General features: G+C 35.5%; 38 protein-coding genes and 1 tRNA gene. 31 read left to right on the top strand and 8 right to left on the bottom strand.

Going from position 1 to position 22,731, the window contains the following annotated elements; all coding sequences use genetic code 11:
* Positions 1–63: 63 nt before the first annotated feature.
* Complete coding sequence (locus AC1Q6O_RS11915; protein ID WP_089985742.1) at positions 64–810, bottom strand: SDR family NAD(P)-dependent oxidoreductase; 747 nt, start codon at positions 808–810, stop codon at positions 64–66.
* 223 nt (positions 811–1,033) lie between these two features.
* Here AC1Q6O_RS11915 and AC1Q6O_RS11910 point away from each other — a divergent pair.
* A tRNA-Arg gene (locus AC1Q6O_RS11910) sits at positions 1,034–1,107 on the top strand.
* A gap of 94 nt (positions 1,108–1,201) precedes the next feature.
* Here AC1Q6O_RS11910 and AC1Q6O_RS11905 read toward each other — a convergent pair.
* The 3 genes from AC1Q6O_RS11905 to AC1Q6O_RS11895 form a co-directional block, all read right to left on the bottom strand.
* Positions 1,202–2,377: a tyrosine-type recombinase/integrase gene (locus AC1Q6O_RS11905; protein WP_492401335.1), complete on the bottom strand. Its 1,176-nt coding sequence runs from the start codon at positions 2,375–2,377 to the stop codon at positions 1,202–1,204.
* Between the two features lie 2 nt (positions 2,378–2,379).
* On the bottom strand, positions 2,380–2,868 hold the full coding sequence (locus AC1Q6O_RS11900) for an ImmA/IrrE family metallo-endopeptidase (protein ID WP_342550504.1): 489 nt from the start codon (positions 2,866–2,868) through the stop codon (positions 2,380–2,382).
* A 108-nt stretch (positions 2,869–2,976) separates the two neighbouring features.
* Positions 2,977–3,387 carry a helix-turn-helix domain-containing protein gene (locus AC1Q6O_RS11895; protein WP_342550503.1) on the bottom strand — a complete coding sequence of 137 codons (411 nt, stop codon included), beginning with the start codon at positions 3,385–3,387 and terminating at the stop codon, positions 2,977–2,979.
* A gap of 166 nt (positions 3,388–3,553) precedes the next feature.
* On the opposite strand from AC1Q6O_RS11895, the gene AC1Q6O_RS11890 reads away from it, so the two are divergent.
* Positions 3,554–3,796, top strand: coding sequence for a helix-turn-helix domain-containing protein (locus AC1Q6O_RS11890; RefSeq protein WP_492401332.1), 243 nt, complete (start codon positions 3,554–3,556; stop codon positions 3,794–3,796).
* Between the two features lie 18 nt (positions 3,797–3,814).
* On the top strand, positions 3,815–4,297 hold the full coding sequence (locus AC1Q6O_RS11885) for a hypothetical protein (protein ID WP_342550501.1): 483 nt from the start codon (positions 3,815–3,817) through the stop codon (positions 4,295–4,297).
* Here AC1Q6O_RS11885 and AC1Q6O_RS11880 read toward each other — a convergent pair.
* Positions 4,281–4,640, bottom strand: coding sequence for a DUF2513 domain-containing protein (locus AC1Q6O_RS11880; protein WP_342550500.1), 360 nt, complete (start codon positions 4,638–4,640; stop codon positions 4,281–4,283). The genes AC1Q6O_RS11885 and AC1Q6O_RS11880 overlap by 17 nt on opposite strands.
* A gap of 68 nt (positions 4,641–4,708) precedes the next feature.
* On the opposite strand from AC1Q6O_RS11880, the gene AC1Q6O_RS11875 reads away from it, so the two are divergent.
* The 24 genes from AC1Q6O_RS11875 (at position 4,709) to AC1Q6O_RS11760 (ending at position 15,749) form a co-directional block, all read left to right on the top strand.
* The gene (locus tag AC1Q6O_RS11875) at positions 4,709–5,506 is read left to right on the top strand and encodes an ORF6C domain-containing protein (RefSeq protein ID WP_171365606.1); all 798 of its coding nucleotides are present in this window, start codon (positions 4,709–4,711) and stop codon (positions 5,504–5,506) included.
* 1 nt (position 5,507) lies between these two features.
* Positions 5,508–5,732 (top strand): hypothetical protein, encoded by a 225-nt coding sequence (locus AC1Q6O_RS11870; RefSeq protein ID WP_342550499.1) that lies wholly within the window; start codon positions 5,508–5,510, stop codon positions 5,730–5,732.
* A 14-nt stretch (positions 5,733–5,746) separates the two neighbouring features.
* Positions 5,747–5,974 carry a hypothetical protein gene (locus AC1Q6O_RS11865; RefSeq protein ID WP_193832800.1) on the top strand — a complete coding sequence of 76 codons (228 nt, stop codon included), beginning with the start codon at positions 5,747–5,749 and terminating at the stop codon, positions 5,972–5,974.
* Between the two features lie 41 nt (positions 5,975–6,015).
* The gene (locus AC1Q6O_RS11860; protein ID WP_171365603.1) at positions 6,016–6,366 is read left to right on the top strand and encodes a hypothetical protein; all 351 of its coding nucleotides are present in this window, start codon (positions 6,016–6,018) and stop codon (positions 6,364–6,366) included.
* A gap of 180 nt (positions 6,367–6,546) precedes the next feature.
* A complete protein-coding gene (locus tag AC1Q6O_RS11855; protein WP_342550498.1) occupies positions 6,547–7,065 on the top strand; it encodes a helix-turn-helix transcriptional regulator in 519 nt (172 codons plus the stop codon).
* Entirely contained in the window at positions 7,062–7,304 is a 243-nt protein-coding gene (locus tag AC1Q6O_RS11850) for a hypothetical protein (RefSeq protein WP_342550497.1), read from the top strand. Before AC1Q6O_RS11855 ends, AC1Q6O_RS11850 begins: the two co-directional genes overlap by 4 nt.
* Entirely contained in the window at positions 7,288–7,422 is a 135-nt protein-coding gene (locus AC1Q6O_RS11845; RefSeq protein WP_261612760.1) for a hypothetical protein, read from the top strand. Before AC1Q6O_RS11850 ends, AC1Q6O_RS11845 begins: the two co-directional genes overlap by 17 nt.
* A gap of 192 nt (positions 7,423–7,614) precedes the next feature.
* Positions 7,615–7,824, top strand: a complete 210-nt coding sequence (locus AC1Q6O_RS11840; protein ID WP_342550496.1) for a hypothetical protein — start codon at positions 7,615–7,617, stop codon at positions 7,822–7,824.
* Positions 7,821–8,105: a YqaI family protein gene (locus AC1Q6O_RS11835; RefSeq protein ID WP_342550495.1), complete on the top strand. Its 285-nt coding sequence runs from the start codon at positions 7,821–7,823 to the stop codon at positions 8,103–8,105. The genes AC1Q6O_RS11840 and AC1Q6O_RS11835 overlap by 4 nt, the downstream gene beginning before the upstream one ends.
* A gap of 72 nt (positions 8,106–8,177) precedes the next feature.
* The gene (locus AC1Q6O_RS11830) at positions 8,178–9,080 is read left to right on the top strand and encodes a hypothetical protein (RefSeq protein WP_492401327.1); all 903 of its coding nucleotides are present in this window, start codon (positions 8,178–8,180) and stop codon (positions 9,078–9,080) included.
* 19 nt (positions 9,081–9,099) lie between these two features.
* Complete coding sequence (locus AC1Q6O_RS11825) at positions 9,100–9,837, top strand: PD-(D/E)XK nuclease-like domain-containing protein (protein ID WP_492401325.1); 738 nt, start codon at positions 9,100–9,102, stop codon at positions 9,835–9,837.
* Positions 9,838–10,033: 196 nt separating this feature from the next.
* A complete protein-coding gene (locus tag AC1Q6O_RS11820) occupies positions 10,034–10,234 on the top strand; it encodes a helix-turn-helix domain-containing protein (protein WP_492401323.1) in 201 nt (66 codons plus the stop codon).
* A 32-nt stretch (positions 10,235–10,266) separates the two neighbouring features.
* The gene (locus AC1Q6O_RS11815) at positions 10,267–10,560 is read left to right on the top strand and encodes a hypothetical protein (RefSeq protein WP_492401322.1); all 294 of its coding nucleotides are present in this window, start codon (positions 10,267–10,269) and stop codon (positions 10,558–10,560) included.
* Positions 10,561–10,610: 50 nt separating this feature from the next.
* A complete protein-coding gene (locus tag AC1Q6O_RS11810) occupies positions 10,611–11,375 on the top strand; it encodes a helix-turn-helix domain-containing protein (RefSeq protein WP_492401321.1) in 765 nt (254 codons plus the stop codon).
* The gene (locus tag AC1Q6O_RS11805) at positions 11,305–12,180 is read left to right on the top strand and encodes a DnaA ATPase domain-containing protein (protein ID WP_492401319.1); all 876 of its coding nucleotides are present in this window, start codon (positions 11,305–11,307) and stop codon (positions 12,178–12,180) included. The genes AC1Q6O_RS11810 and AC1Q6O_RS11805 overlap by 71 nt, the downstream gene beginning before the upstream one ends.
* Before the next feature lie 32 nt (positions 12,181–12,212).
* On the top strand, positions 12,213–12,446 hold the full coding sequence (locus AC1Q6O_RS11800; protein ID WP_492401317.1) for a hypothetical protein: 234 nt from the start codon (positions 12,213–12,215) through the stop codon (positions 12,444–12,446).
* Positions 12,418–12,591, top strand: coding sequence for a hypothetical protein (locus AC1Q6O_RS11795; protein WP_492401315.1), 174 nt, complete (start codon positions 12,418–12,420; stop codon positions 12,589–12,591). Before AC1Q6O_RS11800 ends, AC1Q6O_RS11795 begins: the two co-directional genes overlap by 29 nt.
* A complete protein-coding gene (locus AC1Q6O_RS11790) occupies positions 12,584–12,772 on the top strand; it encodes a hypothetical protein (protein WP_036220856.1) in 189 nt (62 codons plus the stop codon). Before AC1Q6O_RS11795 ends, AC1Q6O_RS11790 begins: the two co-directional genes overlap by 8 nt.
* The gene (locus AC1Q6O_RS11785; protein WP_492401312.1) at positions 12,769–13,035 is read left to right on the top strand and encodes a hypothetical protein; all 267 of its coding nucleotides are present in this window, start codon (positions 12,769–12,771) and stop codon (positions 13,033–13,035) included. The genes AC1Q6O_RS11790 and AC1Q6O_RS11785 overlap by 4 nt, the downstream gene beginning before the upstream one ends.
* Entirely contained in the window at positions 13,032–13,736 is a 705-nt protein-coding gene (locus tag AC1Q6O_RS11780; protein ID WP_427534470.1) for an NUMOD4 motif-containing HNH endonuclease, read from the top strand. The genes AC1Q6O_RS11785 and AC1Q6O_RS11780 overlap by 4 nt, the downstream gene beginning before the upstream one ends.
* On the top strand, positions 13,733–14,230 hold the full coding sequence (ssb, locus tag AC1Q6O_RS11775; protein ID WP_492401310.1) for a single-stranded DNA-binding protein: 498 nt from the start codon (positions 13,733–13,735) through the stop codon (positions 14,228–14,230). The genes AC1Q6O_RS11780 and ssb overlap by 4 nt, the downstream gene beginning before the upstream one ends.
* 22 nt (positions 14,231–14,252) lie before the next feature.
* Positions 14,253–14,432: a hypothetical protein gene (locus AC1Q6O_RS11770; protein ID WP_492401308.1), complete on the top strand. Its 180-nt coding sequence runs from the start codon at positions 14,253–14,255 to the stop codon at positions 14,430–14,432.
* A gap of 77 nt (positions 14,433–14,509) precedes the next feature.
* Positions 14,510–15,325: a DNA adenine methylase gene (locus AC1Q6O_RS11765; protein ID WP_492401306.1), complete on the top strand. Its 816-nt coding sequence runs from the start codon at positions 14,510–14,512 to the stop codon at positions 15,323–15,325.
* A gap of 10 nt (positions 15,326–15,335) precedes the next feature.
* Positions 15,336–15,749: a RusA family crossover junction endodeoxyribonuclease gene (locus tag AC1Q6O_RS11760; RefSeq protein WP_492401304.1), complete on the top strand. Its 414-nt coding sequence runs from the start codon at positions 15,336–15,338 to the stop codon at positions 15,747–15,749.
* Between the two features lie 50 nt (positions 15,750–15,799).
* On the opposite strand, the gene AC1Q6O_RS11755 is transcribed toward AC1Q6O_RS11760, so the two are convergent.
* Positions 15,800–16,513, bottom strand: coding sequence for a stalk domain-containing protein (locus tag AC1Q6O_RS11755; RefSeq protein WP_486417240.1), 714 nt, complete (start codon positions 16,511–16,513; stop codon positions 15,800–15,802).
* A 332-nt stretch (positions 16,514–16,845) separates the two neighbouring features.
* Between AC1Q6O_RS11755 and AC1Q6O_RS11750 the strand changes: the two genes are divergently transcribed.
* Positions 16,846–17,265: a hypothetical protein gene (locus AC1Q6O_RS11750; protein WP_492401301.1), complete on the top strand. Its 420-nt coding sequence runs from the start codon at positions 16,846–16,848 to the stop codon at positions 17,263–17,265.
* A 59-nt stretch (positions 17,266–17,324) separates the two neighbouring features.
* Here AC1Q6O_RS11750 and AC1Q6O_RS11745 read toward each other — a convergent pair whose 3' ends face one another.
* Together AC1Q6O_RS11745 and AC1Q6O_RS11740 are read right to left on the bottom strand one after the other, a co-directional pair.
* Positions 17,325–18,062, bottom strand: a complete 738-nt coding sequence (locus AC1Q6O_RS11745) for a hypothetical protein (protein ID WP_492401299.1) — start codon at positions 18,060–18,062, stop codon at positions 17,325–17,327.
* A gap of 21 nt (positions 18,063–18,083) precedes the next feature.
* On the bottom strand, positions 18,084–19,181 hold the full coding sequence (locus AC1Q6O_RS11740) for an AAA family ATPase (RefSeq protein WP_492401297.1): 1,098 nt from the start codon (positions 19,179–19,181) through the stop codon (positions 18,084–18,086).
* A 604-nt stretch (positions 19,182–19,785) separates the two neighbouring features.
* Here AC1Q6O_RS11740 and AC1Q6O_RS11735 point away from each other — a divergent pair.
* The 3 genes from AC1Q6O_RS11735 to AC1Q6O_RS11725 all read left to right on the top strand — a co-directional run bounded on the left by AC1Q6O_RS11735 (position 19,786) and on the right by AC1Q6O_RS11725 (position 22,628).
* Positions 19,786–21,060, top strand: a complete 1,275-nt coding sequence (locus AC1Q6O_RS11735; protein ID WP_492401295.1) for a hypothetical protein — start codon at positions 19,786–19,788, stop codon at positions 21,058–21,060.
* 184 nt (positions 21,061–21,244) lie between these two features.
* Positions 21,245–21,736, top strand: a complete 492-nt coding sequence (locus AC1Q6O_RS11730) for a hypothetical protein (RefSeq protein ID WP_492401293.1) — start codon at positions 21,245–21,247, stop codon at positions 21,734–21,736.
* Between the two features lie 223 nt (positions 21,737–21,959).
* The gene (locus AC1Q6O_RS11725) at positions 21,960–22,628 is read left to right on the top strand and encodes a hypothetical protein (RefSeq protein ID WP_492401292.1); all 669 of its coding nucleotides are present in this window, start codon (positions 21,960–21,962) and stop codon (positions 22,626–22,628) included.
* Positions 22,629–22,731: the final 103 nt, after the last annotated feature.

The following is a 22,731-nucleotide window of genomic DNA, read 5'->3' as shown; positions in this document are numbered from 1 at the left end:
CTAGCATACTCCCAGGTAGCTCTATGTATGAAAGCAAAGAAGGCCAAGGGAGGAGATCTAGCATCAATCCTCGTACATCATTTTCTTCGTCATCCCACCGTCGACCGTTAAGTTAATGCCCGTAACAAAATCATTCAACGGATTTGTTAAATAAAGACATGCTTGAGCAATATCCTCTGGCACACCCACTCTCCCTGATAAATGCTGCGCATGGTCAATCGGACGAAGTTCCTCATAATTGCCAGTCTCAATCCACCCAGGCGAAATACAATTCACAGTAATCTGATCAGGACCAAACGATCGTGCTAAAGCATGAGTCAATGCCACAATCCCACCTTTTGTAGCGGTATAGGCTTCAGTAAAAGGTTCAGACATTTCAGCCCGTGTAGAGGCTAGACATACAATCGAGCCTCCTTTGGCATTGTGCCTCATCACTTTCGCAGCCTCCCTTGCACAGAAAAAGGCACTTGTTAAATTCGTTTGCAAGAGATCGTTCCACTCCTCCCACGTAATATCATAAGGGGATGTATGTTGAAACTTTCCAGCATTATTAATGAATATATGAATCGACCCATATTGTGCGACCGCTCGTCGCATCAATGAAACAATATCCTGTTCCTTCGCCACATCCGTAGGAACAAAGATGACAGAGAAGCCCTGATCGACCAAATCCGTCTCTAATTGCTGACCTAATCCCTTATTGATATCAGCAATAACCACCTTCGCACCCTGTCGTGCATACGCTAGCACAATGCCCTTGCCTATTCCTTGTGCACCACCAGTAACAACTACAACAGCATCCTTAAACATCTACATACCTCCCATTGATTTCTAGCCAATATTTTAACAAAAATTTTCATGTTCGACCTATCGATAAGGTAAAAAAATGGTATAATCTATATGGTGAAAACATATGATAAAACATAGATGAGGGAAACCTTGCCTACATAGTAAAATTAATGTTGACATTACGCCATATAATACATATAATAAGTATTGTCCTTCCTATGGAATACATAAGAAACGACATCATGTCTCAGTAGCTCAGCAGGATAGAGCAACGGCCTTCTAAGCCGTCGGTCGGGGGTTCGAATCCCTCCTGGGACGTCAATAAAAGCCTTACAGCCACAACGGTTGTAAGGCTTTTTATTTTTATGCAAGAATGTATAATTCTTTGTTTGGTGCCCAAGAGGTGCCCAAATCAATCTTTATCATTAAAAAGTTTATCAAAGTGGGAACTTGCTCGCTGATCTGTTTCTTGTAAAAGATGTCCATAAGTATTCATGGTAGTTGTGATATTTGAATGACCTAATCTCGACTGAATAACTTTTGGATGTTCACCAGCATGAATCAAAAGGGTAGCAGAAGTGTGTCTTAAATCGTGAAAACGAATTCTAGGTAAATCAGGATTCTTTTTCATAAAACGATCCCACCACTGACTTATTGAATCTGGTCGATAAGGTTTACCAAAATCATTTGAAAAAAGAAAAGTATGTCCTTCCCATACTCGTTCATCGCCAACCTCTTCTAATTGATATTTTTTCACTGCAGCCAGCGTTACTAAATCATTCATAATATTTGAAGGAATAGTAACTACTCGTTTTCTTTTACCTTTTGTTTCTTTTACGATAATTCCATCTCCAGTTAAATTAACTAAAGCTTGTTCTATTAATAAGGTATTGTTTTCGACGTTTAAATGTTTTTCTTCAATGGCAACTAGTTCACCTTGTCGAGCAGCACTTACCACGGCTAGTTCAACTAACAAGCGTTTTTCAGCAGTCTCTCTATTATTTAATCGTTCAAACAATAATTTAACTTGTTCCTCGCTGTAGGCCTTACCTTCTTCATATTTTAGTTTTGGTAGCTTTATATTTTTACAAGGACTCTCTTCAATTAAATTCCATTCAACTGCTACATTCATAATACTAGCGAACGCCTTGTAAATATTATGAACAGTGGAAGGGGCTAACTCGCTTTCTTTGCCGTCTAATCTTCGTTTTTTCTTCTGTAAATCACCTACAAAAAACACTACATCTACTTTTTTAATATCCTTTAATTTGATATCACCGAAAATAGGGAGGATGCGTTTTTCTAAATGCGTACAGTTATCGTGAAAAGATCGTGCACTATAATGTTGTTTAGCATAATTATCTTTCCATCGTGGAAAAAGATGATTTAATGTAATTGATTCAATATCACTAAAATAAACATCCTTATTTTGCTTCATTTCTTCTTCAAACAGTATTAGTTGGCGCATCGCTTCTTTTTCGCTTTTGGCTTCTATATTTTTAGTTTTACGAATACGGCGATTACCTCGATAACCTAAATCTGCGATGAGTTTGAATTTATTTTTACTTATTTTTTGTACATATCCCACTGCTAACAGCTCCTTTCAAGAAGAGTACAATCGCTAAAAAAATGATTGTTAAGATAATGATTAAGCCTTTTTTGTGCGAAATCGTATTCAACATTAAATAGTAGAGAAATTTTATTAATAGCCTTTTCTTCATTTATAGGAAGCTTGATTTTATTTAGCATGAATGTTGGTACACATGCTTGTAGAGCAAAATTATTTGCTTTCCATTCCTGGTACTCTCTAAACAAAGGAGGTGTTTTTGTTTGGTTGCCAGAATGTGAGATTACATGGCCTAACTCATGGCAAAATTCTTGCCATTGTTCCTGCTCGGATAATCGTGAGTCTATATAAATGATGTTGTCATAACTTACTGAATCAATAGGTAAGTAAATGACCTCGTAGCCGAGTTTATGGCCAATTATCATTGGATCCAATTGCTTTGGATACATCACATTAATGCTAGTGAATAAATCTTTTATGTAGTCTTCTAAATGAGTATAAACAAAAATCATATCATCCCTCTTTTGCAAACGTATGTTCTATTTATGTTAACAAAAAAATCCACCATTGGAAAGGCGAATTTTTTTAAATATCTGGAAAACCTACATAAAAATGTAAAATCACTTCTTATTCTCTTGCTGCTTCTTCCACACCTCGTAATAAATTTCGAATTGCTCTAGAGCATCAAGTAAATTTTCAGGTTGGTTTTTGAAAAACAAATTCTCTCTAGTTAAAAAGAAATTAATAACTTCTTTTTGGTATGGGTTAAGGCTGTTGTAATCATCGTCCGATATACCAGCTTGTTTATGTAAAGCTTCTTTATTATCCGTTCTTCCTAATAGGTAGTCTATAGAGACATTATACAAGTCTGCTAAGTCAGATAACATTGATGGATCAGGCGACCTTGTTCCGTTTTCATATCCGGACAAAGTATTGCTTTTAATACCTAATTTATCAGCAACAAATTTCTGGAGGTAACCATGTTCTTCTCGCAGCGCTCTTAAGCGTCTAGCTAAAATATCTTCGCCCATGAAAAACAACCTTTCTATGTAATCGTTATTATAAATAATATCGCAATTCTCGATTTTTTATATAAATATTCGCATAATGTGATAAAAAAGTTTGACAATCTCATTTTGCGATGTTAAAGTGTAATTAATCGAATCGCAATTTGCGAAAATTAAGGGGGTGTTAATCATGAAAGAAAAACCAATTGTACAAAACAACCTTAAACAATTGCGCAAAACAAGAGGTATCCAGCAAAAATTTGTGGCAAAATCAATTGGCATTTCAGCAAACTACTATTGTCAAATCGAAAACGGTCATCGTGTTTTACCAACTAAATATCTACCAAAAATAAGAGAGCTATTCGGTGTGACGTTGGATGAAATTTTTTTTGATATCGAAATCGCAAATTGCGATTCCAATAAAATTGCATAAGCAAAAAGGGGTGTGAATGTGGAACAGAAATTAAAAGAGATGCCACCTGAGACAATACTAAGTGGTGAAACAATGAATTTGATTAATTTAATTGAGTCAGCACAAGGAGAAACGTCAGATTATGAATTTGCCCAAAAAATAGGCCTTTCACTTAATCATTTAACTTGTTTGAAAAAAGGGGTATTAATTGACGCACCAACCTCACAAGTACTTAGGAAAATCAGTGAACAGAATGAGGAAGTAAGCTATATTAACTTACTCATTGCTGCTGGCTACTTAAACGAAAAGGATGTTAGTGGGTTGGTTAAAAAGTACCCGCGTTATAGCTTCGACGAATTTGACTATGACGTAGTGTCACTCGAAAATGGTTTCTTTATTAATGGTATGGAAGTTGAAAAGTTGATAGACGTTACCATTAAATCAGATGTTAATAACATTTCCGAAGTGACAGTAAAATTCTACGCCAAAGTCAAAGGTTTAGATTTTAAAACAATTCTTTGACAGAACCAAACACAATCGAACCGATTTCTCTAATAGTGGCCGCACCCACTTTGGAAGCAGTTTCTTTCGTTTTATTCCAAACGGTATCTTGTCGGATTGCATCTATGAATTGATGACCTTCTATACTGATTGAATGAATAAGTAACTGTGTGCCAGTTTTCGATTTTCCAACTTGTCCGTTCAAAAGATTAGATTCAATTAATTTTTCAATAGCATAACCAAGTTCATTTTTATCAAATCGCTCAAGTCGAGAGTCAAAGACAACTACATTAACATCTATGTTGCTAGGTTGTTCTTCTATTACAAACATTAACTCGCGCATAGCATCAAAATTTAATTTCATATATTTTCACCTCCAATCTACCAATAGTTTAGCAGATTGGAAAATTCTAAAACATAGGAGGTTTTATCATGAATCAATTAACAGTAGTTGAACAAAAATTAGTACCGTTTGGTGAACACGAATTATTAGCAGCTAAAATTACAGACGGAAAAATTTATGCAGCAGTCAAATGGGCGTGCGAAGGAATAGGCTTAACACGTGACCAAATCAAGAACGAGCGTAATAAAATTCAAAATGATTTAGTGCTTTCTAAAGGGGGGCGAAATTTAACCCTCCCTACAAACGGCGGTATTCAAGATGTTTTGTGTATTGAATTAGATTTCCTTCCATTATGGTTAGCGAAGATTTCTATTACGCCATCGATGCAAGAAAATAACCCGAAGGCTGTTGAAAATCTAGTGAAATATCAACTTAAAGCTAAAGAAGTATTAGCAGAGGCATTCTTGCCGAAACAACAACCGCATGATCCTATTACTCTGGCTTTAGAAGCAGCACTTGAAACACGTAAAACGGTACAAACAATTCAAACGGAAGTGAAAGAGGTTAAGGCTGACATCGAGGAATTACGAGACAACCTTCACATCACAAGTTCACAAGCAAAAGTAATCCGAAAAAAAGTTGCAGAGAAAGTATATGAAGCACTTGGTGGCAAAGAAAGTAACGCGTACAAACATTTGAATAAAAAGTTGTTCTCCGCATGTTGGGGTGAGTTCAAAGACTATTTTGATATCAATGAATTTAGAGATCTACCAAAAAACAAGTTTGAAGATGGTATGAAATTCTTGTTTATGTGGCAACCAAGAACAGAAATGCGCCTTGGAATCGAACATTACAACACGCAATTGCAATTAAAGTTGGTGAAGTGATATGTCGAGAGTAGTCAATCTTCTTACAAAGGATCAGTCAGAAGTTTTGCAAGAGGTTTGCGACATTATGAACAGCGTTTTATGCGATAGGCGCAAAGCTTACCCAACAAAAATTATAGATGAGCATGGGACGCGCGATTATATTGCAAGCCGTGAAGAACATTTAGAAAGTGTCATGGATTATGTTTTAACGACTTTAGGATGCGTATTCCCACAAATAGATTAATGGAGGTTTAACCAATGAGTAATAAAGAAGTAAAAGTAACGATAGAAGGTCCAGCAAGTCACACTTTATTCGAACTTGAAAGTGATGGTGAACAAGGTATCATTCACGTAGTTTTACGAGATATGGATAGCAATTTTAAAGAAGTTGGTGTAGCTGGTGTAATTCTTTCACCGGATGAATTACAGGAAATTTATTACGCTATCGCCGATGTATTAAAGCATCAAGAACGAGAGTCTAAATAGAGGAAGGCGCTATTTCAGCGCCTGAGATTGGAGGCGAAACTATGAATCTAACAATCGAAGAATTAAAAGCGGAGCTACTTAAAGCGGAGCTAGTTGATTTTTTACATCGAGCGTATCAACAAGGTGTAGAAGATTGTAGAGAAAGTATGAGATTTGAATTATCTCTACCATCAAACTTAAAAAAAGAACATGTAGCTCAAATATTTCAGTGTGAGTTACCAACTGTAGAAAAGATCATCCGCATGGATGGATTTCCTAAATGTCATGCTCTAACAGCTCGTTATCCAAGGGATAAAGTGCTGGAATGGCGAGATAAAAATGTAATGTACATGAACTCACGTCTTGGTATCTATGTGAGTGAAAATGAAAGTCTTAGATTATTAAGAGCATAGGAGAGGCCAGGGCAAATGGCCTCAAGATAAATCAAACTACCAATCTAGTAGAAATCTAAGAGGTAGGGGCAAATCTACCTCTTAACCATTATTATACAGAGAATTTATACAAAGTGCGGTCTCTTACAAGTTAACTTTTCTATGAAATGTGACTTATTCAAAAAAGAAAGGAATGGAAATATGACTGTTACTGGAAATTTAGTTGGCGAGGTAATGAAAGAGATTAGGGGAGATGAAACACAATTACGGTTCGGTTTTGATTTTGGAGTAGGGAGAGAGGCTATCTCCAAATACGAAAATGGCCGTAGTAAGGTCCCTGCAGATATAAGTAAAAGCATCGTAGAGAAGTTCGATGATCCCAAGTTTGCGCTTGCTGTACAACATCAATATACAGGTACGGGACCAATATGGTTAAACGGACCAAATGTAGACCTTCATAGGTGTAGTGTACGTGAGAAAACAATAGAAGAACTTCAAGAAGCCTTGGATTCTATAACTAGTACAAGTCTTGCAAAACCTGGTGATGCTATTGAACACTTCGAAAGGAAGAACATCATGGACATGATCGAGGAGGCAGTTGAGGCAGCTACAGCACTAGCGAACTTTATCGCAGTTACTACAGAGCATCTTGGCATTAGCTACACAGGGGTTTGGATGGATCACTATAAGTACTTACAGAAAGCAGGATTTATCAAATGAATATAGATGAACAAATCGAACGTGAAAATAGACGTATCGAAGATCTAGCAATAGAAATCGTAATGCTAGCAAGAAAAGGTGAAACAGACATAGCAAAACAACTAGAGCGAGACCTACATAATTCACTGGAACACCTTGAAAAACTTCATAGACGTAAGGGATTGTGGTCAATTACGGATGAACTAAACTTGCAAGGGAAAAAGGCGAAGGTGGTGAAGAAGGTTGTGGAAATGGCTTGATAACTATTTTTACTTGCCAGAGGACGATGTACCAGAATCACACAGAAAGTTTTGCATCAGTACTGTTATTGCGATGCTTATTATCGGAGTGCCAATCATCATCACATATTGGCAATAAAAAAAGCTACTTAATTTCTTCAGAATTAAGCAGCCAAAAAGATATAGAATCGATAAACCAATTATATCACAAAATCAGATGATTGCGAGAATTATCTCGCCCTCGTCAAGCAGCTTACAGCACCGTCTCCCTACGGTTATGCTTTGCCGTTGTAAGTTGCTTGATGGGATGCCATCAGAAAGAGGTGAAGATATGAGTATTGCTCAATTTAAGCCAAAAATGCGTGAGATAAGGCTGGATACAGAAGATTTTGAGGAGCGATTTGCTGAGTATGACATTACTAGTGAATTTACAGGAATCATTCTTACTTTAGTGGCTGTTGAGGGTAATGTACGCTACACAAGTTATGTTACAGCAACTTATGCAGAAATTTTAAGAAAGCAGAAGGAGGCGATAGCGTGAGTGCTTTGCTAGAAGTAGAAAACCCAATGGTACTTGGTCGTATTGAATATCCATCGCCACATTATGAGCCTTCTATAAGCTTTGAAATGCACGATGATTTCGGTAGTTTCATAGCCTGTGGTGACGTATTCTTTGAAATCGGTGATGCGATAGTACACATCGATAATATCAGTGATTATTTGGCTGTTGGATATAGGGATGAATCAACTTATGACATGAATGATACCGAGGTTATTGCTTATGTGGAGGAGCAGTATGGACTTGCTCATACAAAAAAATAAACCACTACTCGGAATAGTGGCTTACAAATCAAATATTTAGCGCAATTATAGCGCATTACAGGAGGAATTTCAATGAGTAACTTAGCAGAACAGTACAATAATCGGACTTCCTACCAACAACCTCAAGCAGGAGGAACGCTAGCTCAAGCTAGTGCTTCTCGCGAAATGGAAGAAGTGAAAGGTGCTATTTTCTTAGCAAAACAGTTTCCGAGAAATTATATAGAAGCAGAGCGACGTATTTTAGATGCCTGTAAACGAAAGTCATTAGCTGAGACTGCAACGTATAACTATCCAAAAGGTAAAACAATGGTATCAGGACCGTCTATTAGACTAGCAGAAGTCTTGGCACAAAATTGGGGAAATCTTTCATTCGGAATCAAAGAACTAGAGCAAAAAAACGGTGAATCAGTGGCAATGGCATATTGCTGGGATCTAGAAACAAATGTGCGTCAGGAAAAAGTGTTTACAGTGAAACATGCTGTTGGAACACGTAATGGTTTAAAGACATTAACTGACCCAAGAGATATATACGAACGTGTCGCTAGTGATGGAGCTCGTAGATTACGTGCATGCATTATGGGAGTTATTCCTGGTGATGTAGTAGAAATGGCTGTTAAAGAATGCAATCTAACATTAGAAGGTAACAACTCAGAGCCGTTGAAAGATCGTTTAGCTAACGCTTTAAAAATCCTAAAAGAAAACTTTAAGGTTACTCAGGAAATGATTGAGGACAGATTTGGTTATAACATCAATGCTTTTACTGAAAGAGACTATATTGATTTAGGTAAAATCTACAATTCATTATGTGATGGCATGTCAAAAGTTGAAGATTGGTTTGATAAAGATGTTGGAAAACAAAAACCAAGTGACCTTGCTGCTGATTTCAATAAGGAAAAACAAGAACAGCCGAAAACAGAGGTGAAATCAGATGCTCCAAACGACATTCCAATTGAACAGCCAGAACTATCACTCTAATGAGGCAAATCAGAACTACATGTCAGTGTCACAGTTTAAGAGCGCTATGGAATGTGAAGCTAGAACATTTGCAGAGGTAAGGGGCGATTTTACTCGTCCTCCTTCTACAGCATTAATGGTTGGTTCGTACTTACATGCTGCCTTTGAAAGTGATATGGCATTTACTGAATTTCTAGAACAGAACCACAACACCATTTTTAACAATCGTGGCAACAAGTATAAGGACTATGAAAAAGCTGATGACATGATTGAAACCATCAAAAATGACGAGTTTTGCATGTTTGCTTTACAGGGCGAGAAAGAGGTCATTTATACAGGTGAATTATTCGGAGTAGAGTGGAAAATCAAAGTCGATAACATCAATCATGACCGTGGATTCTTTAGTGATTTAAAGAGCACGCAAGAGCTTCGAAAGCGTTACTGGAGCGAAAAATATAATACTTGGGTTTCGTTTGTACAAGCCTTTGATTATGTGCTGCAGATGTGGGTGTATCGAGAAATCATTTTTCAAAACACTGGTCGTTACTATGCTCCATATATTGTGGCAGTTACAAAAGAATCACCACCTGATAAAGCCGTTTTAGACTTTGATTCAGGCCGTTTCGACTTCGAGAAAGAATATGTTCAATCGATGCTACCAAGCATCATAGATGCAAAGTTAGGACGTAAAAATGCACATCGATGCGACAAGTGCGAATTTTGCCGAGGGACTAAGAAACTTAATGGCACATTCGAAATTGAGTATCTATTAGATTAGGCGGTGCAATTGGATGAATAACGTACCCCACAAAGTCCTTCTGCCTGCTTGGATATTTGAGCAGGCGAAGGATAACGATGAACTCAGACGTTTGGTGCTGCAATACATGACTAGATACCCGAATTATAGGGTGCTCAAGGTTAGTGGTAGTTTTGCGGTTTGTGAGAGGCAAGATGGGCTGTTATAGGAGGTAGCAATGATTAAAATTCGACTAGCTGTTTTATTGGCTGAACGTGGCTTAAAAATACGAGACATCCACACTAGGACAGACATTCCAATGACAACGCTAAGAACACTGTATTATGGCCGTTCAAATAGTGTGAAGATAAAAGATTTAGAGGCAATTTGCAAGGTACTGAATTGTAGTGTGGGAGATATTTTAGATTACCAAAAATGATTTAATCAAATTTATGTAAAGGGGATAGTAAATTGAGAAGTGTAATTTTTGATGTAACTGATGAAACAGTAACGAAAGTAGCAAAACAAGTAAAGCATAGCAATCCTGATAGCATGTTAGTGCTAGCACCAATGTCAGGTAACTGTTCAGTACATGCTCCAAGTAAAACAGGTAAAAGCAAAGGCTACCATCGAATCAAATTAGAAGTATGGGTACCGGAAGATGCGATTAAGGGACAAAACGCACTGGATGATTTCGGCTTAGTGACTATGTTGCGTTTGCCTAAATCAAGAGTACAACAGCATTTAATTCGTGATGATGAATAAGTCTACAGTTAAAAATTTGAATATTGCGACAGAAGGAGAGGTCAGGGCAAATGGCTGAGAGAAATTTCAAGGGAGTGTGGATTCCGAAAGAGATATGGCTGGCAAAAGACTTGGGGTGGTCGGAAAAAGTACTACTGGTAGAAATTGATTCATTAGACGGTGAACAAGGGTGTTTCGCTTCTAATGAGTATTTAGCCGACTTTTTCAAACTATCAAAAGACCGTATTTCCAAAATGATTTCGAGTTTGAGAGATAAGGGATATATCACGGTTCAACTGGTATATAAAGAGGGCACAAAGCAAATTGAAAAACGTATTATTCGGCTGGTAAGGCAACCATACCCTATAGGCGAAAACACCGATACCCCTAGTCGAAAACAACAAGAGGGTCTAGGTGAAAACACCGATACCCCTATAGGTGAAAACGCCGAGGATAATAATACAGTCTTTAATAATACAACTAATAATACAAAAGACAGACAGACTGACAGTCCTGTCATTAATCCGAATTTCGAACCGATTAAACAACTATTTGAAAGTAAAGTTCGAGTTGCTACTTTAGCAGATTGTAACAACATACATGAAGCTTTGGAATTTTACGAACCACAACTAATTATTGAAGCAATGCTTACTGGCGCAAACAGTGCGAGAAGCTTTAAATACATTCTTTCAATACTAGATAACTGGCGTAAAGAATTTGGTGTAAAAAAGTATGCAGATTGGCAGGTGAAGATTAGTGGATCCCATGCAGGAAGTAATTCAAAAAATACAAGAGAAGTACCTAAAATTATCACCCGACGAAGTAGCAACGAATGAGCATAAAGAGTTCTCCTGTCCTAAATGCAAAGATGTTGGTGGTTTCTTTGAAATGAAGGTTGATGAGGATGAAAGAAAAATTACTTACGGCAAGTCATTTCAAATATGGGTTGATTGTTCATGCGAAAAGCAAAAGATTGCTAACAAGCTAATCAAGGCCAGTGAAATCACAGATAACTTTAAAGCTATGACATTTGCAAACTACTACACGGAGGGGCAATCCAGTCTAGTGGTTGAAGCGAAGGATTTAGCGATGAAATACTTTAAGGATTTTGAAAAGCCGATTACAGGGCTTACAGAGGCTGAGGAGATGGCTGTTGGTATTGCAGTACTTGGACAACCCGGCTTTGGTAAAACACATTTGTTATCAGCGCTTAGTAACAACATGATGCAAAAGAAATTAAAGTCTGTCTTGTATTTCCCTTACGTTGAAGGGTTTGATGACTTGCGAGACGACTTCGAAAAGCTGCAAGCGAAGCTAATCCGCATGAAAGAAGTGGATATTTTATTTATTGATGATTTATTCAAACCTGTAAACAAACGTGATCGTAACGGTGAGGTTGTATTGGATAAAGACAATAAGCCAGTAAAGATACCACAAGCTAGCTCATGGGAGATAAAACAGATTTATTCAGTGGTTAACTATCGGTACATGAATAAAATGCCTGTTTTCCTTAGCAGTGAATTAGATTTTGATCAAATGATTCTACTAGATGAAGCGCTAGGTACAAGGCTTTATCAGATGTGTAAACGATATTTTTTAATAATCGATAAGGATTTATCGCTGAATTACAGATTAAAGTGAGGGGCAACAGCCCCTTGATGGAGGGTGAAGGGATGGACTTTTGGAAGCTTGTAAACGATGTAGCAAAAGCAGCTAATGAACTTCAAAGAGAGCAACTTGAAAGAGAAATGGACAAGCTTATGAGCGAAATTGAAGCGTTTAACATCGCTAATGCCATCGACATAGCTTTGGCTACTGGCAACCGTGAGGCTTTTAACAAATTAGTGGGGAGTGAATTGATCAATGGGACAAGTTTATATGGAACTAGAAATGGAACGGTTCATTGAGCTGAAACGAGCTGAAGAAGAAAATCAAAAGTTTCGTAAAGCACTAGAAGAAATTATGGAAGACCAAGCGCCTATTATGGAAGGTTGGGAAACGACTACTTACAAAATTGCTCAAGAAGCTTTAGGTGGTGAAGCTCATGAATGAACAATTCATAATCGACCAGATGATCATACATGTTGGCCTTTACAAGAAACATAAGGATACGGAAAACGCAATGGGGTTTTATCGGAAGCTTGAAGAATTACAGAAGCTTAAAAACTTCAATACTCAAGATGATGCCTTGGATTATGTGATAGAAAAAATGAAAGAGGCGAAGGCTGCATGAAACGACGTCAGAGAAAAAAGAACAACATCCAAAAAGCTCAAGCTTATAAAGATGTGTTGATTAATAAAGGATTTACCAAATCCAATGGTTTTAGTGTAGCGCCATTCAGATCATTAAATGGTGTGGATTATGGAGTATATATTTCGAATCCAAAAGGGATGAAAACATTCATTTTCCCAAGTTTGATGGAGGATATGAATTACAGTATCAAGGCTTTCGATACAACATTCAATAAACGGTATTTCAAGGAGGTTTCGGCATGACATTAACTGAACAACTGGCATTTCATTTTGAAGATTATGAGATTTGGAAACCTGTTGTTGGTTATGAAGGGCTGTATGAAGTTAGTAGTAAAGGGCAAGTTCGATCTTTAGATAGACCAGTTTATAGAGGGAACAAAATCCACTGTTACATGAAAGGTCGCATATTAAAACAAACCAAAACAACAACAGGTTACATGAGAGTGACATTAGTTAAACCAGGAAATAAAAACAAGATGTTTAGAGTGCATCGATTAGTTGCCACTGCTTTTATTCAACAGATTGAAGGTAAAGAGTTGATAAATCACATTGACTCTAATCCTATTAACAATGATGTAAGCAACTTAGAATGGTGTACGCATTCAGAAAATCTTGTTCATGCCTATCACTCAGGAGAAAGAGAGTGTTCTATCAGAAATAAAGAAAAGTGGATAATCCAAGCTTATCTAGAAGATAGAAACAGTGGATGTAATACGATTGCGAAAAAAATTGGAACTGATAGCAAAACAATTAAAAGGCTATTAGAACAACACGGAATACCAATAAGGAGCCGTAAGGAAGTTAGAACTAAAGTTCCTTATGAAATATTAGTTTCTGAATTTAAGAAAGGATCCAGAAATATTGATATTGCTCAAAAATATAACATCAGCACAACAACAGTAAAGAAATACAAAAGAGAATTTAAGGAGGGACTGGGAAGTTGAATCAAACACAACTTATTGGCAGATTAACAAAGGACCCGGAGCTCAAGTATAGCCCGTCAGGCGTCCCGGTAGTTCGGTTCACATTAGCAGTCAATCGAGAAATGAAAAGGGATGAAGCAGATTTCATTAATTGCATTGTGTTTAATAAAGTTGCTGAAAGTCTAGCAAACTATCAAAAGAAAGGTAGTCGAATAGGTGTTGTTGGGCGCATTCAAACTGGTAGTTATGAAAATCAACAAGGGCAAAGAATTTTCACTACCGATGTCATAGCAAATAGTATCGAGTTCTTAGATGCTCGTTCTGACAATACAGGAAGCTCGCAGGGCACATCAAACCACGAATCTAGTACAAATACAGGTGGACAGCATCAAGGCAGTTCACAGGGGCAATATGGCGGTAATAACAACCAGCCAAGTTATACAAGAACGGATGAAGATCCGTTTGCTAATAGTAAGGGACCAATTGAAGTCTCGAAAGATGATCTCCCTTTCTAAATAAATAATCGAGGTGATAAAAATGGTACCACTAAAGAAAATCACCAAGGCTAGGACATCAAGAGAATTAGAACAAATGATTGAGGATGAGAAGGAAAGAGGTTGGAACGTAGCTAGTAAAGTTAATCACTTTCCGTATCATTCAAGACCATATCAAGTACTAATGTCATTCGAAACAGATAATGAGCAAGTTAGTTTATAACATACACGCTGCTGGTAGAACTGCATTAAGTTGTTTTATCAGCAGACTTATAAGAGTGCTAATAAGGATGTGAAGAAATGAAAAGGATTTTAAATTACGTGGGCAGTAAGTGGAACTTAGCTGACTGGATAGTTAGTCAAATGCCAGAGCACAATGTTTATCTCGAAACACATTTTGGCAGTGGAGCAGTGTTATTCAACAAACAACCTTCCAAAATAGAAACAGTTAATGACATTGATGGTAACATCGTGAATCTGTTCAAAGTTATTAGGGAAAAGCCTGAACAGCTGGCCGAGCACATTAAACTTACTCCATATTCTAGGCAAGAATACAACCAGTCATTTGAGGCTTTACTAGGCCACTTAAGTGATTTAGAGAGAGCTAGAGTATTCCTAGTTCGTTGCTGGATGGCACGTGGAGGTAAGACGAGTGACCGTACAGGATGGCGGCATAACGTAGACTCAACAACATTCAGTGCTTTACCTGATTGGCGTAAGCTACCAGCTGTCGTTTTAGAAGCTACTGAGCGATTACAGAATGTTCAAATCGAAAATCAAGATGCTGCAACATTAATCGGCCGTTACAACAAAGAAGATTGTTTGATTTATAGTGACCCACCTTATCTATTAAGCACTCGTACAAAGCGACATTATGCTCACGAAATGACAGATGGACAGCACGAAATATTATTAAACGCACTAATGTACCACAAAGGTTATGCCATGATAAGTGGCTATAACAACGATATGTATAACGACATTTTGCAAGGATGGACAAGGATTTCGAAGATGGCCACTACTGAGGCAGCACAAGAGAAATGTGAAAGCCTTTGGTTAAATCCACAAATCATCGAGAGAGGCTATATACAAGAATCGCTTTTTGAAATCGTTTAGGAGGGCAAACATGAACGTACTCACATTTGAAATACCAGGAGATGTACAGGCACAACAACGACCACGAGTGACACGAAACGGCACATTCGATCCGCAGGAATCCAAAGACTATAAATCATTTGTAAAATTGGTAGCTTCACAAATAGCGCCAGAAACACTAATAACAGAAGATATAAAGCTAACTATCGATATTTATCGTAAAATGCCAAAAGCTATCAGCAATAGCCAGAAAAAGATACAGCAGGCGTTAAATGGAGAGTTACGACCAACAACTAAACCAGACATCGATAATCTGGCAAAAGGCATTAAAGATGGTCTAAGTAAGGTTATATGGCGTGATGACAGCCAAGTGACAGAGTTAATAGCTCTTAAGTGGTATTCGGATAATCCGAGGGCAGAGGTGATGATTGAATGGGGTCCTTAACGGTACTAAAGAAAGTCAAAGGGAGGATTATGCTCCTCCCTTATTCTTACTTACTTGTAGAATCTCGCATCAAATAGACCAATCTCAGCTTCTACACGAGGAGAATCTTTTTTGCTTACTTTAAAGCCAATTTTGTTGGCACCTTTGAGTTTTAGTTCAATATTCTTTGGCATATCACCACCAGTGAATGTGTAGGTTTCAATTATTTTCTCATCTAGATATACTTCTAATTTTGCTTCGCCTGATAAATTTTTACTTTTTTCGGTCAAACCTAAAGTAGTTTTAAAAGTGTTGTATTGACCATTCAAAGGAAACTCAATTAGTGTCCAGTCAGCAAACCTACCTGTTGAAATTGTAATGTAATTGTTATATTCATTTCCAATATTATCTGAGATGGTATTCTTGTTATATGAATAACTATAAACTTCTTTATAGCCATCACTATTTTGGTAGTTCATATATTCAAAATCTCTTCCAGGATAAAATGCAGATTTATCACTTGTTTTACCAATATTTATTGTTTGATTAGCGCTATCCCATTCCACTGGAGATCCAAGTTGCTCACTAATGAAGCGTAATGGAACATAAGTAGTACCATTGTATGTAAAAGGTTTCTCTTCAGGCATCTTAGAAACTTGGTCAATTTTTATATTTTTAATATTATAGAACACTTCTAGGGTCTTACTATTGGTGCTAGCGTAAACACCTGCACTTCCTAATAGAAGCGCACCAGCTACAGAAAAACCAATTAATTTTTTTTTCATAAATTCTTAATCCTCCATAAATCTAATTGAATGAGACATATTGCTTAAGTGTAATGGTTCTTTATTCGTTGTTTGTTAATAAAATTAAAGAACCTTTTTACTCATATTATTATAATGTATTGGACAATTTTAGCAAGTTTAATATTTTTTAAAAAATAAGGAAGGTATACGTGTTTGCTTTGTTTATAGATATTAGTTTTATTGAATCGAATGAACCATTAAAGAAAATAAAAAAGCCGCAGCGTTTGCACACGCTACAGCTCGAATTGGTTATGCCCTTTGAATAATGGCTTAGTCATTAGTATTATACCACAACTTAGGAGGGCAAACCTATGTTAAAAGAAAGAACACAACTAAATCGCTACCAATTAGACAAGGCAATTAAAAACTACCATGACAACATGTGTAAGTACATGCGAATGAAGGATGAACTTGATTCATTAACGTTTGCTGCATCTACAGCACAATATGGTATTGAGGCTACAATGCCGAAAGCCGCTGGAAGCATAAGTGATCCAGTACATGCTCATGTTCAAATCAGAGCATCGCGAGAAGTACGTATTAACAAAATTAAAGATGAATTACTAATGGTTCAAAATTTAACAAGTAAGGTAACCGGTGATATAGAGCAAGAAGTACTTTATTGGTTGTTAGAAGGCATGCCTTTCCGCTGGATAGGTGCAAAGCTTAATATGAGTCACACAAGCGTACAGCGAGTGAGAGAACGTATTCTAGGTATGATGTTGGTGTGACCTTTGGAATTTGTTAAATTAAAAAACGACTTTACAATAAAGTCGTTTTTTAGGGTGTATTAAATAATTTCCCCATATTCATCGTATAAATGCAAAATACTGCTGTTTAATATGTAAATCTCTTTACTAGATTCAAATACTGAATTCTGGTGGGTAAAGAGATCAATATAAATATTATCATGGTGTTTACAGTTTAATAAAAATTCAATTTTTTCAACATTACTTTTTAATAAATAATTACCTATGTCTTTATTAATATTGGAGTGGAGTTTAATAAAACTTTTATTATCTACTTGATGTTTATATAAATTTTTTCTTCCTATTTTTTTTACTAAAACATCTAAAGAAACTGTGCTTGTTAAGAAATCAGTATCTTCAATGCATTTATAGTCTTTATAAGATTCCATCATTGGGTAGTTAATAAATAGTTTACCTTTATCACTGGAATCATTAAAATGTACTAACATTTCTGTTAGAATTTCTGCAGAAAAACTAGGGTCTTGAGGATCGAAGTCAAATATTAAAATTATATCAGTAAAATCTTTTTGGTCTATTAAATTTATTTTCTGTAGGTTTAAGTATTCGTTTAAAAAAAGTACTAAATCCAAACTTTCGAAGTCTACTTTTCCTGGATTTACTGCTGAAAAATAAGATTTTTTCATTCCATTATACATGTGATAAATATTTGCACCGAATGAAACCACTCTGATATTTTGTTTATTATACAGTTTGTAGAATTGTTCAAATAAATCTTTTTCAGTCCTTGCTCCTTCAACAATTAAAAGTACATCTGACATGATAATCCTCTTCCTTATTATTTAGTTAAATTCACCACTTTGATACAGTTTTTCTAAATTATGACCTTGTCTTAACTCTCTTATAGTTGTTTCTGGAATAGAGTGTAATTTTCCATTAGTTAATATAAAATAGCAATCAGGACGCATATATTTATTGCTCATTAAATCAGTGTTATGTGTAGTAATTAAAGTTTGAATAGGAACTTCTTTTTTAATATAATCTAAGATATACTCAGCTAACTCAAAATGAAAATTTGCGTCAAATTCATCTATATAGAGGAATTTGATAGAATCTAGAGACTTTAGTATTCTAAAAATACCTAAAAGGGCTAATGTTCCACTTGAGGCATAAGATACAAAATCAATAGGTCGTTTGAATTTTATATAAAGTCCTTTTTGCCCATCCGGTTTAATATCCTCCATTAGAGGAATATCTATCCCCGCATTTTTTAGGAAGGATTGAAAGTCTCCAACTAAATTTTGTTCTATTAGAGAATTTATAATTCCTCCATTTTTAACAACTTGTGGGCCAATGAAGGATAAGCTTCTGTCTGAAGGTCTTACAATTGCCATTCCATTTACAAAATCCATTAATTTATCAATTATATCAATTCCATCTGAGTTATTTATGATGTACCTTAGAATTGACTTGTTTTTTTTCCAATATTTAAAATTTAAATTTTTAGTTTCTTCGTATGAGTTTATTTCTTCAAGGTCACCATCTTCTTTTATAAAGTCATATGAGAATAATTTAATGTTTCCAATGTGTAACTCTTCGTAAGTTAAATCACAGTTCTCATCTTTTTTGTAAAAATAAACTAAACTTCGATTATCAAATAAGAATTCATACTTAAAAATAGCTTCTTCCTTTTTTGAAAAGGCATTAAAAAAATTATTTTTAGGTGTTGGATGATCATCAACTAAATTACTTCGAATATCTATAATAGCTTTACCGAGATTCGATTTTCCTTCTGCATTTCTTCCATAAATAATTCCTTTATTAATTAATCCGTCTTTAATACATATTTCGTTAAATTTATAATCTCTGACATTTGAGAAATCAATTACGATTTCATCCGCAAAATTCCTGAAATTTGTGACAGATAGTTTTTTTAACATATGAAACACCTCAATATCCGTAATTTTTTTACGTCAAATCGCATTATAGCAAAATTTAATAATAAACTCCAACTGTAGGAATTAACTAAATGCTCATTAATGATTATAATATTTAATATACCCACATTAGAAAAGAAATAGAAGTTTCATAACGAACAAATTTAGTGTTACAAGTGTTCCAAATGTTCCAGATGTTCCAGATGTTCCAGATGTTCCAAACGTATCATTTTAAATAATATCCGGTGTAAAATGGAGGGGAGGTCGGACAGGTAAATGTTTCTTCACTTGGTATTTTTATAAACCTAAATATTAGGGAAAGACAGACCGACGACCGACCCGCGCTGAGCAAACTTGTTCGGAGCATGACATACATGGCCGGCCCATATTTTTTAAGAGATTAGGTATCTTAATTAATATATAAGGCTAAATATGCTACAGTTCTAAATCGTATTGGACATAATTCTCTTTATACAGCAAACCACTCAAATATATGAGTGGTTTTTTCTATTGAAAAAAGAGGATTGTTCAATTATTTACAAGGAGGAATCAAAGTGTAGTTCAACAAAGCAGGATCCTACAAAAAATTACATGAGGTGAAGAAAACATGACAACAATTAATACATTAACTGAAGCTACAAGATTTTTTAATGAACAATTCCCTGAAGGTACATCTTACAATTCAACATATTCAAATGTGGTAGCAATTCGAACAGGCAGTGCTAATCAAGGTGTGGATCTACGATTCCAACGTTTAGGAAATCAACTACAATTTCTAACTAGTCTGTATGATAAATCAACAACAACTTCAGTGAAAAATAATGCGAAAACAGCAATCCTTGCTACATTAAAAGCAATGGAAAGTTTAAAAAATAGCTCTGGACAGTCCTTACTTTCAACTAATGCTAACCTTGGTGGTTCACCAGCAGGTGGTATTGTTTTAGCCGGTTTAGTTATGGCTCGTAAAGGTGTTTATTACAGTTTAGGTACAGCTGATCAAAGTCGAGTGGCTTCAGCTACAATTTCGATGGCAAATCAAATTGCAACTTGGATTGATAGTTCTTCAAATCCAAACTATGCAGCTTTAGATTTAGCAGTTAATAGTTGGAGAAATCAGAAGTACGGAAATTTTGCGCTAAATGGACCAATCCTACATGCAGGTGGTTTAGCATTATATTCTGATTTAATTACATCACATACTTCTGCATCACAGTATCCAAAGTATAATGCGTTATATAAATTTGGTACTTATGTTTTTGATAAATGTGCAACTCTTGATGCTACTGGAACTAAAGCATCGATTGCTATCGGTGGTGCTAATACTCCTCCAAAATACGGTCGTAAGTTCTTCCCGTCATCAGGCTATAATAGCTATGTCGGTATGGGTCTAGCATGGTTAGCTCACGGTATTGTTTACACAGGGTCTTTATCAACAATTCCTGGATCCAGACTAATCAGTGACTCGAAGAAAATCGGTAACTTCTACAAAGGTGTATTTGACGCTCAACCAAACAAGAAAGCTTATGAACTAAGTGAACCAGCTGACTTTACAGGTAAAAAGTTAACAGAAAGTACTATTCAAGCAGTTGTAGCTTTAGGTTATTCTCGAACAGAAATTGACGACATGCTTGCTACACACACAGCTAGCACAACGGGTTACTTATATGCTCAAGCATGGAATGGTGACCAGACTTTCTTAGTAGCCCTAGATAAAGCTGTACGAACAGCTGGCGAAACAGTATTCGTAGGTACAGAATCAACTAATGGTTCATCTGTAATCGTGGCTTATTCTCGTACAGGTGAAGCTGCTGCTCACCGAGCAATGGCAGGATTTGCAGGTATGCTTCAACGTGGTATCTCAACAGTTACAGACGGTAAGTAATCAAATTTAGTTTTTTAAAGTCGCGTTCTTATGAGCGTGGCTTTTATTTTGCTTTGAAAACTGCATCAAACAGCCAAAACACTATGAGTTGAGAGGGCAGAGTTTGGTGTGGTTTTGAGAGCAAAAAGTTATTACATATATTTCATATTCTGGTTTATTATTGGTTTGGGAGGTGACGATAAAAATGCTTTTAGGATTATCGAATGAAGAATGGTCAATTATTGGTGTAATTGTTAATATTGTTTTAGCTATATTAACTTTCTTTGCTGTTTCTATTAGCTTGTGGGCGGTTGTTATGAATAGTTATCAATCCGGTGAGGTTTATTTCCAAGTAGAAAATAATAGTGGATTTCCAAAGTATAACATAAAACTTTTTAACAAAAGATCAGTACCAATCACTGTAATAGGTCGTGGGTTTAGTATTTACAAGGGAGAAACTGAGTTAGTTATAAAAGGGAGTGATACCAGGGAAAAAGTAGAAATGTCTGATGTGGTTTACTATTTTGTATTAGTTAAGGATTTAAACCACGAGTTAATCGACATGGGTTACTCAATTGGTGAAAATGTAACTATTAATGGATTTTTTCGTAGTGGAAATGGAAAAATGTACAGAAAAGAAATATTCCACACTGTTGCGAATGTAGAAAATAATATGGTATTACAAACATCTCGATAAATGGAGGTGTTTTTCTTTTGCCCTGAAAAGTGAGTATCGAGCAGTTTCCTCCCCTTTGATTCATCGGTACTTACTTTTGAGAGTGAAGCTTCAAATGTTTAAAGACAAAAAATACTACATATTACAAAATATCTTCATTTATTGTTATTAATTGAAATAACTTAATGTATAATAAAAGGAACAAACGTTTGTTTTTTGTAATAATGCAAAGGGGATTTTATACATGAAAGATGATTATAAAAAGTTTAATAGAAACTATGTTTTAAAAAGGGTGACTATAAATATTGTTTTAAGCATCAGTATTTTGTTTATTATGTATTTCTTTTTTAATGACATCATTCCAAAGATAGTCAGTTTAGACAATAAGGTCTTTAAAGTATTTTTTATTTTCGTAATTATTTATATTGTTGTAAGAAATTATTTTTCATATAAGGGTCTGTTAGTGCATTTAAATCGTTCTAGTAATATTTACGAAATCAAGAGCGAGGAAAATGTAATAGGTGGTAGGTCACCTAAAAATAATTTTTATTATTTATCAATGCTCTATGCTGAAAGTTTAGAAGTAATTAAAACGAAAATTGATATACTGAAGAGTCTTGTTCCAGTTCCGATAATTGTGCTTTTACTAGGCCTTTTATTAAATTCGGATACTAATATTTTGGTAAATGAAATATTATCGACATTTGATAATTTAAAAAATATGAAGTTTAATAATTTGAATATTAAAGAGATTATGCTTTTATCTATTATATTTCTTATTTTTTATTACTGTTATGAATTCGTTAAAACTTGGTTTTATTATAAGGCAACTTTAAATGCGTACTATTCCTATAAATTTGAGTACGATGTCCTAGAAAAAGAGATTGATAAAAAAGTTGAAAATAAAAATTAACGTTGAAGGATGGGAAGGAATCAAACATTAAATGTATTGTTGATTTTCCAGACAGATTACCTGAGAAAGTACTAAATACTTGTTTGATGATAAAACATATTTT

Source organism: Lysinibacillus sp. GW823-FHT06C08, assembly GCF_058795135.1.
The sequence above is the reverse complement of the archived record's forward strand: the minus strand, read 5'-3'. Positions and strand labels throughout refer to the sequence as shown.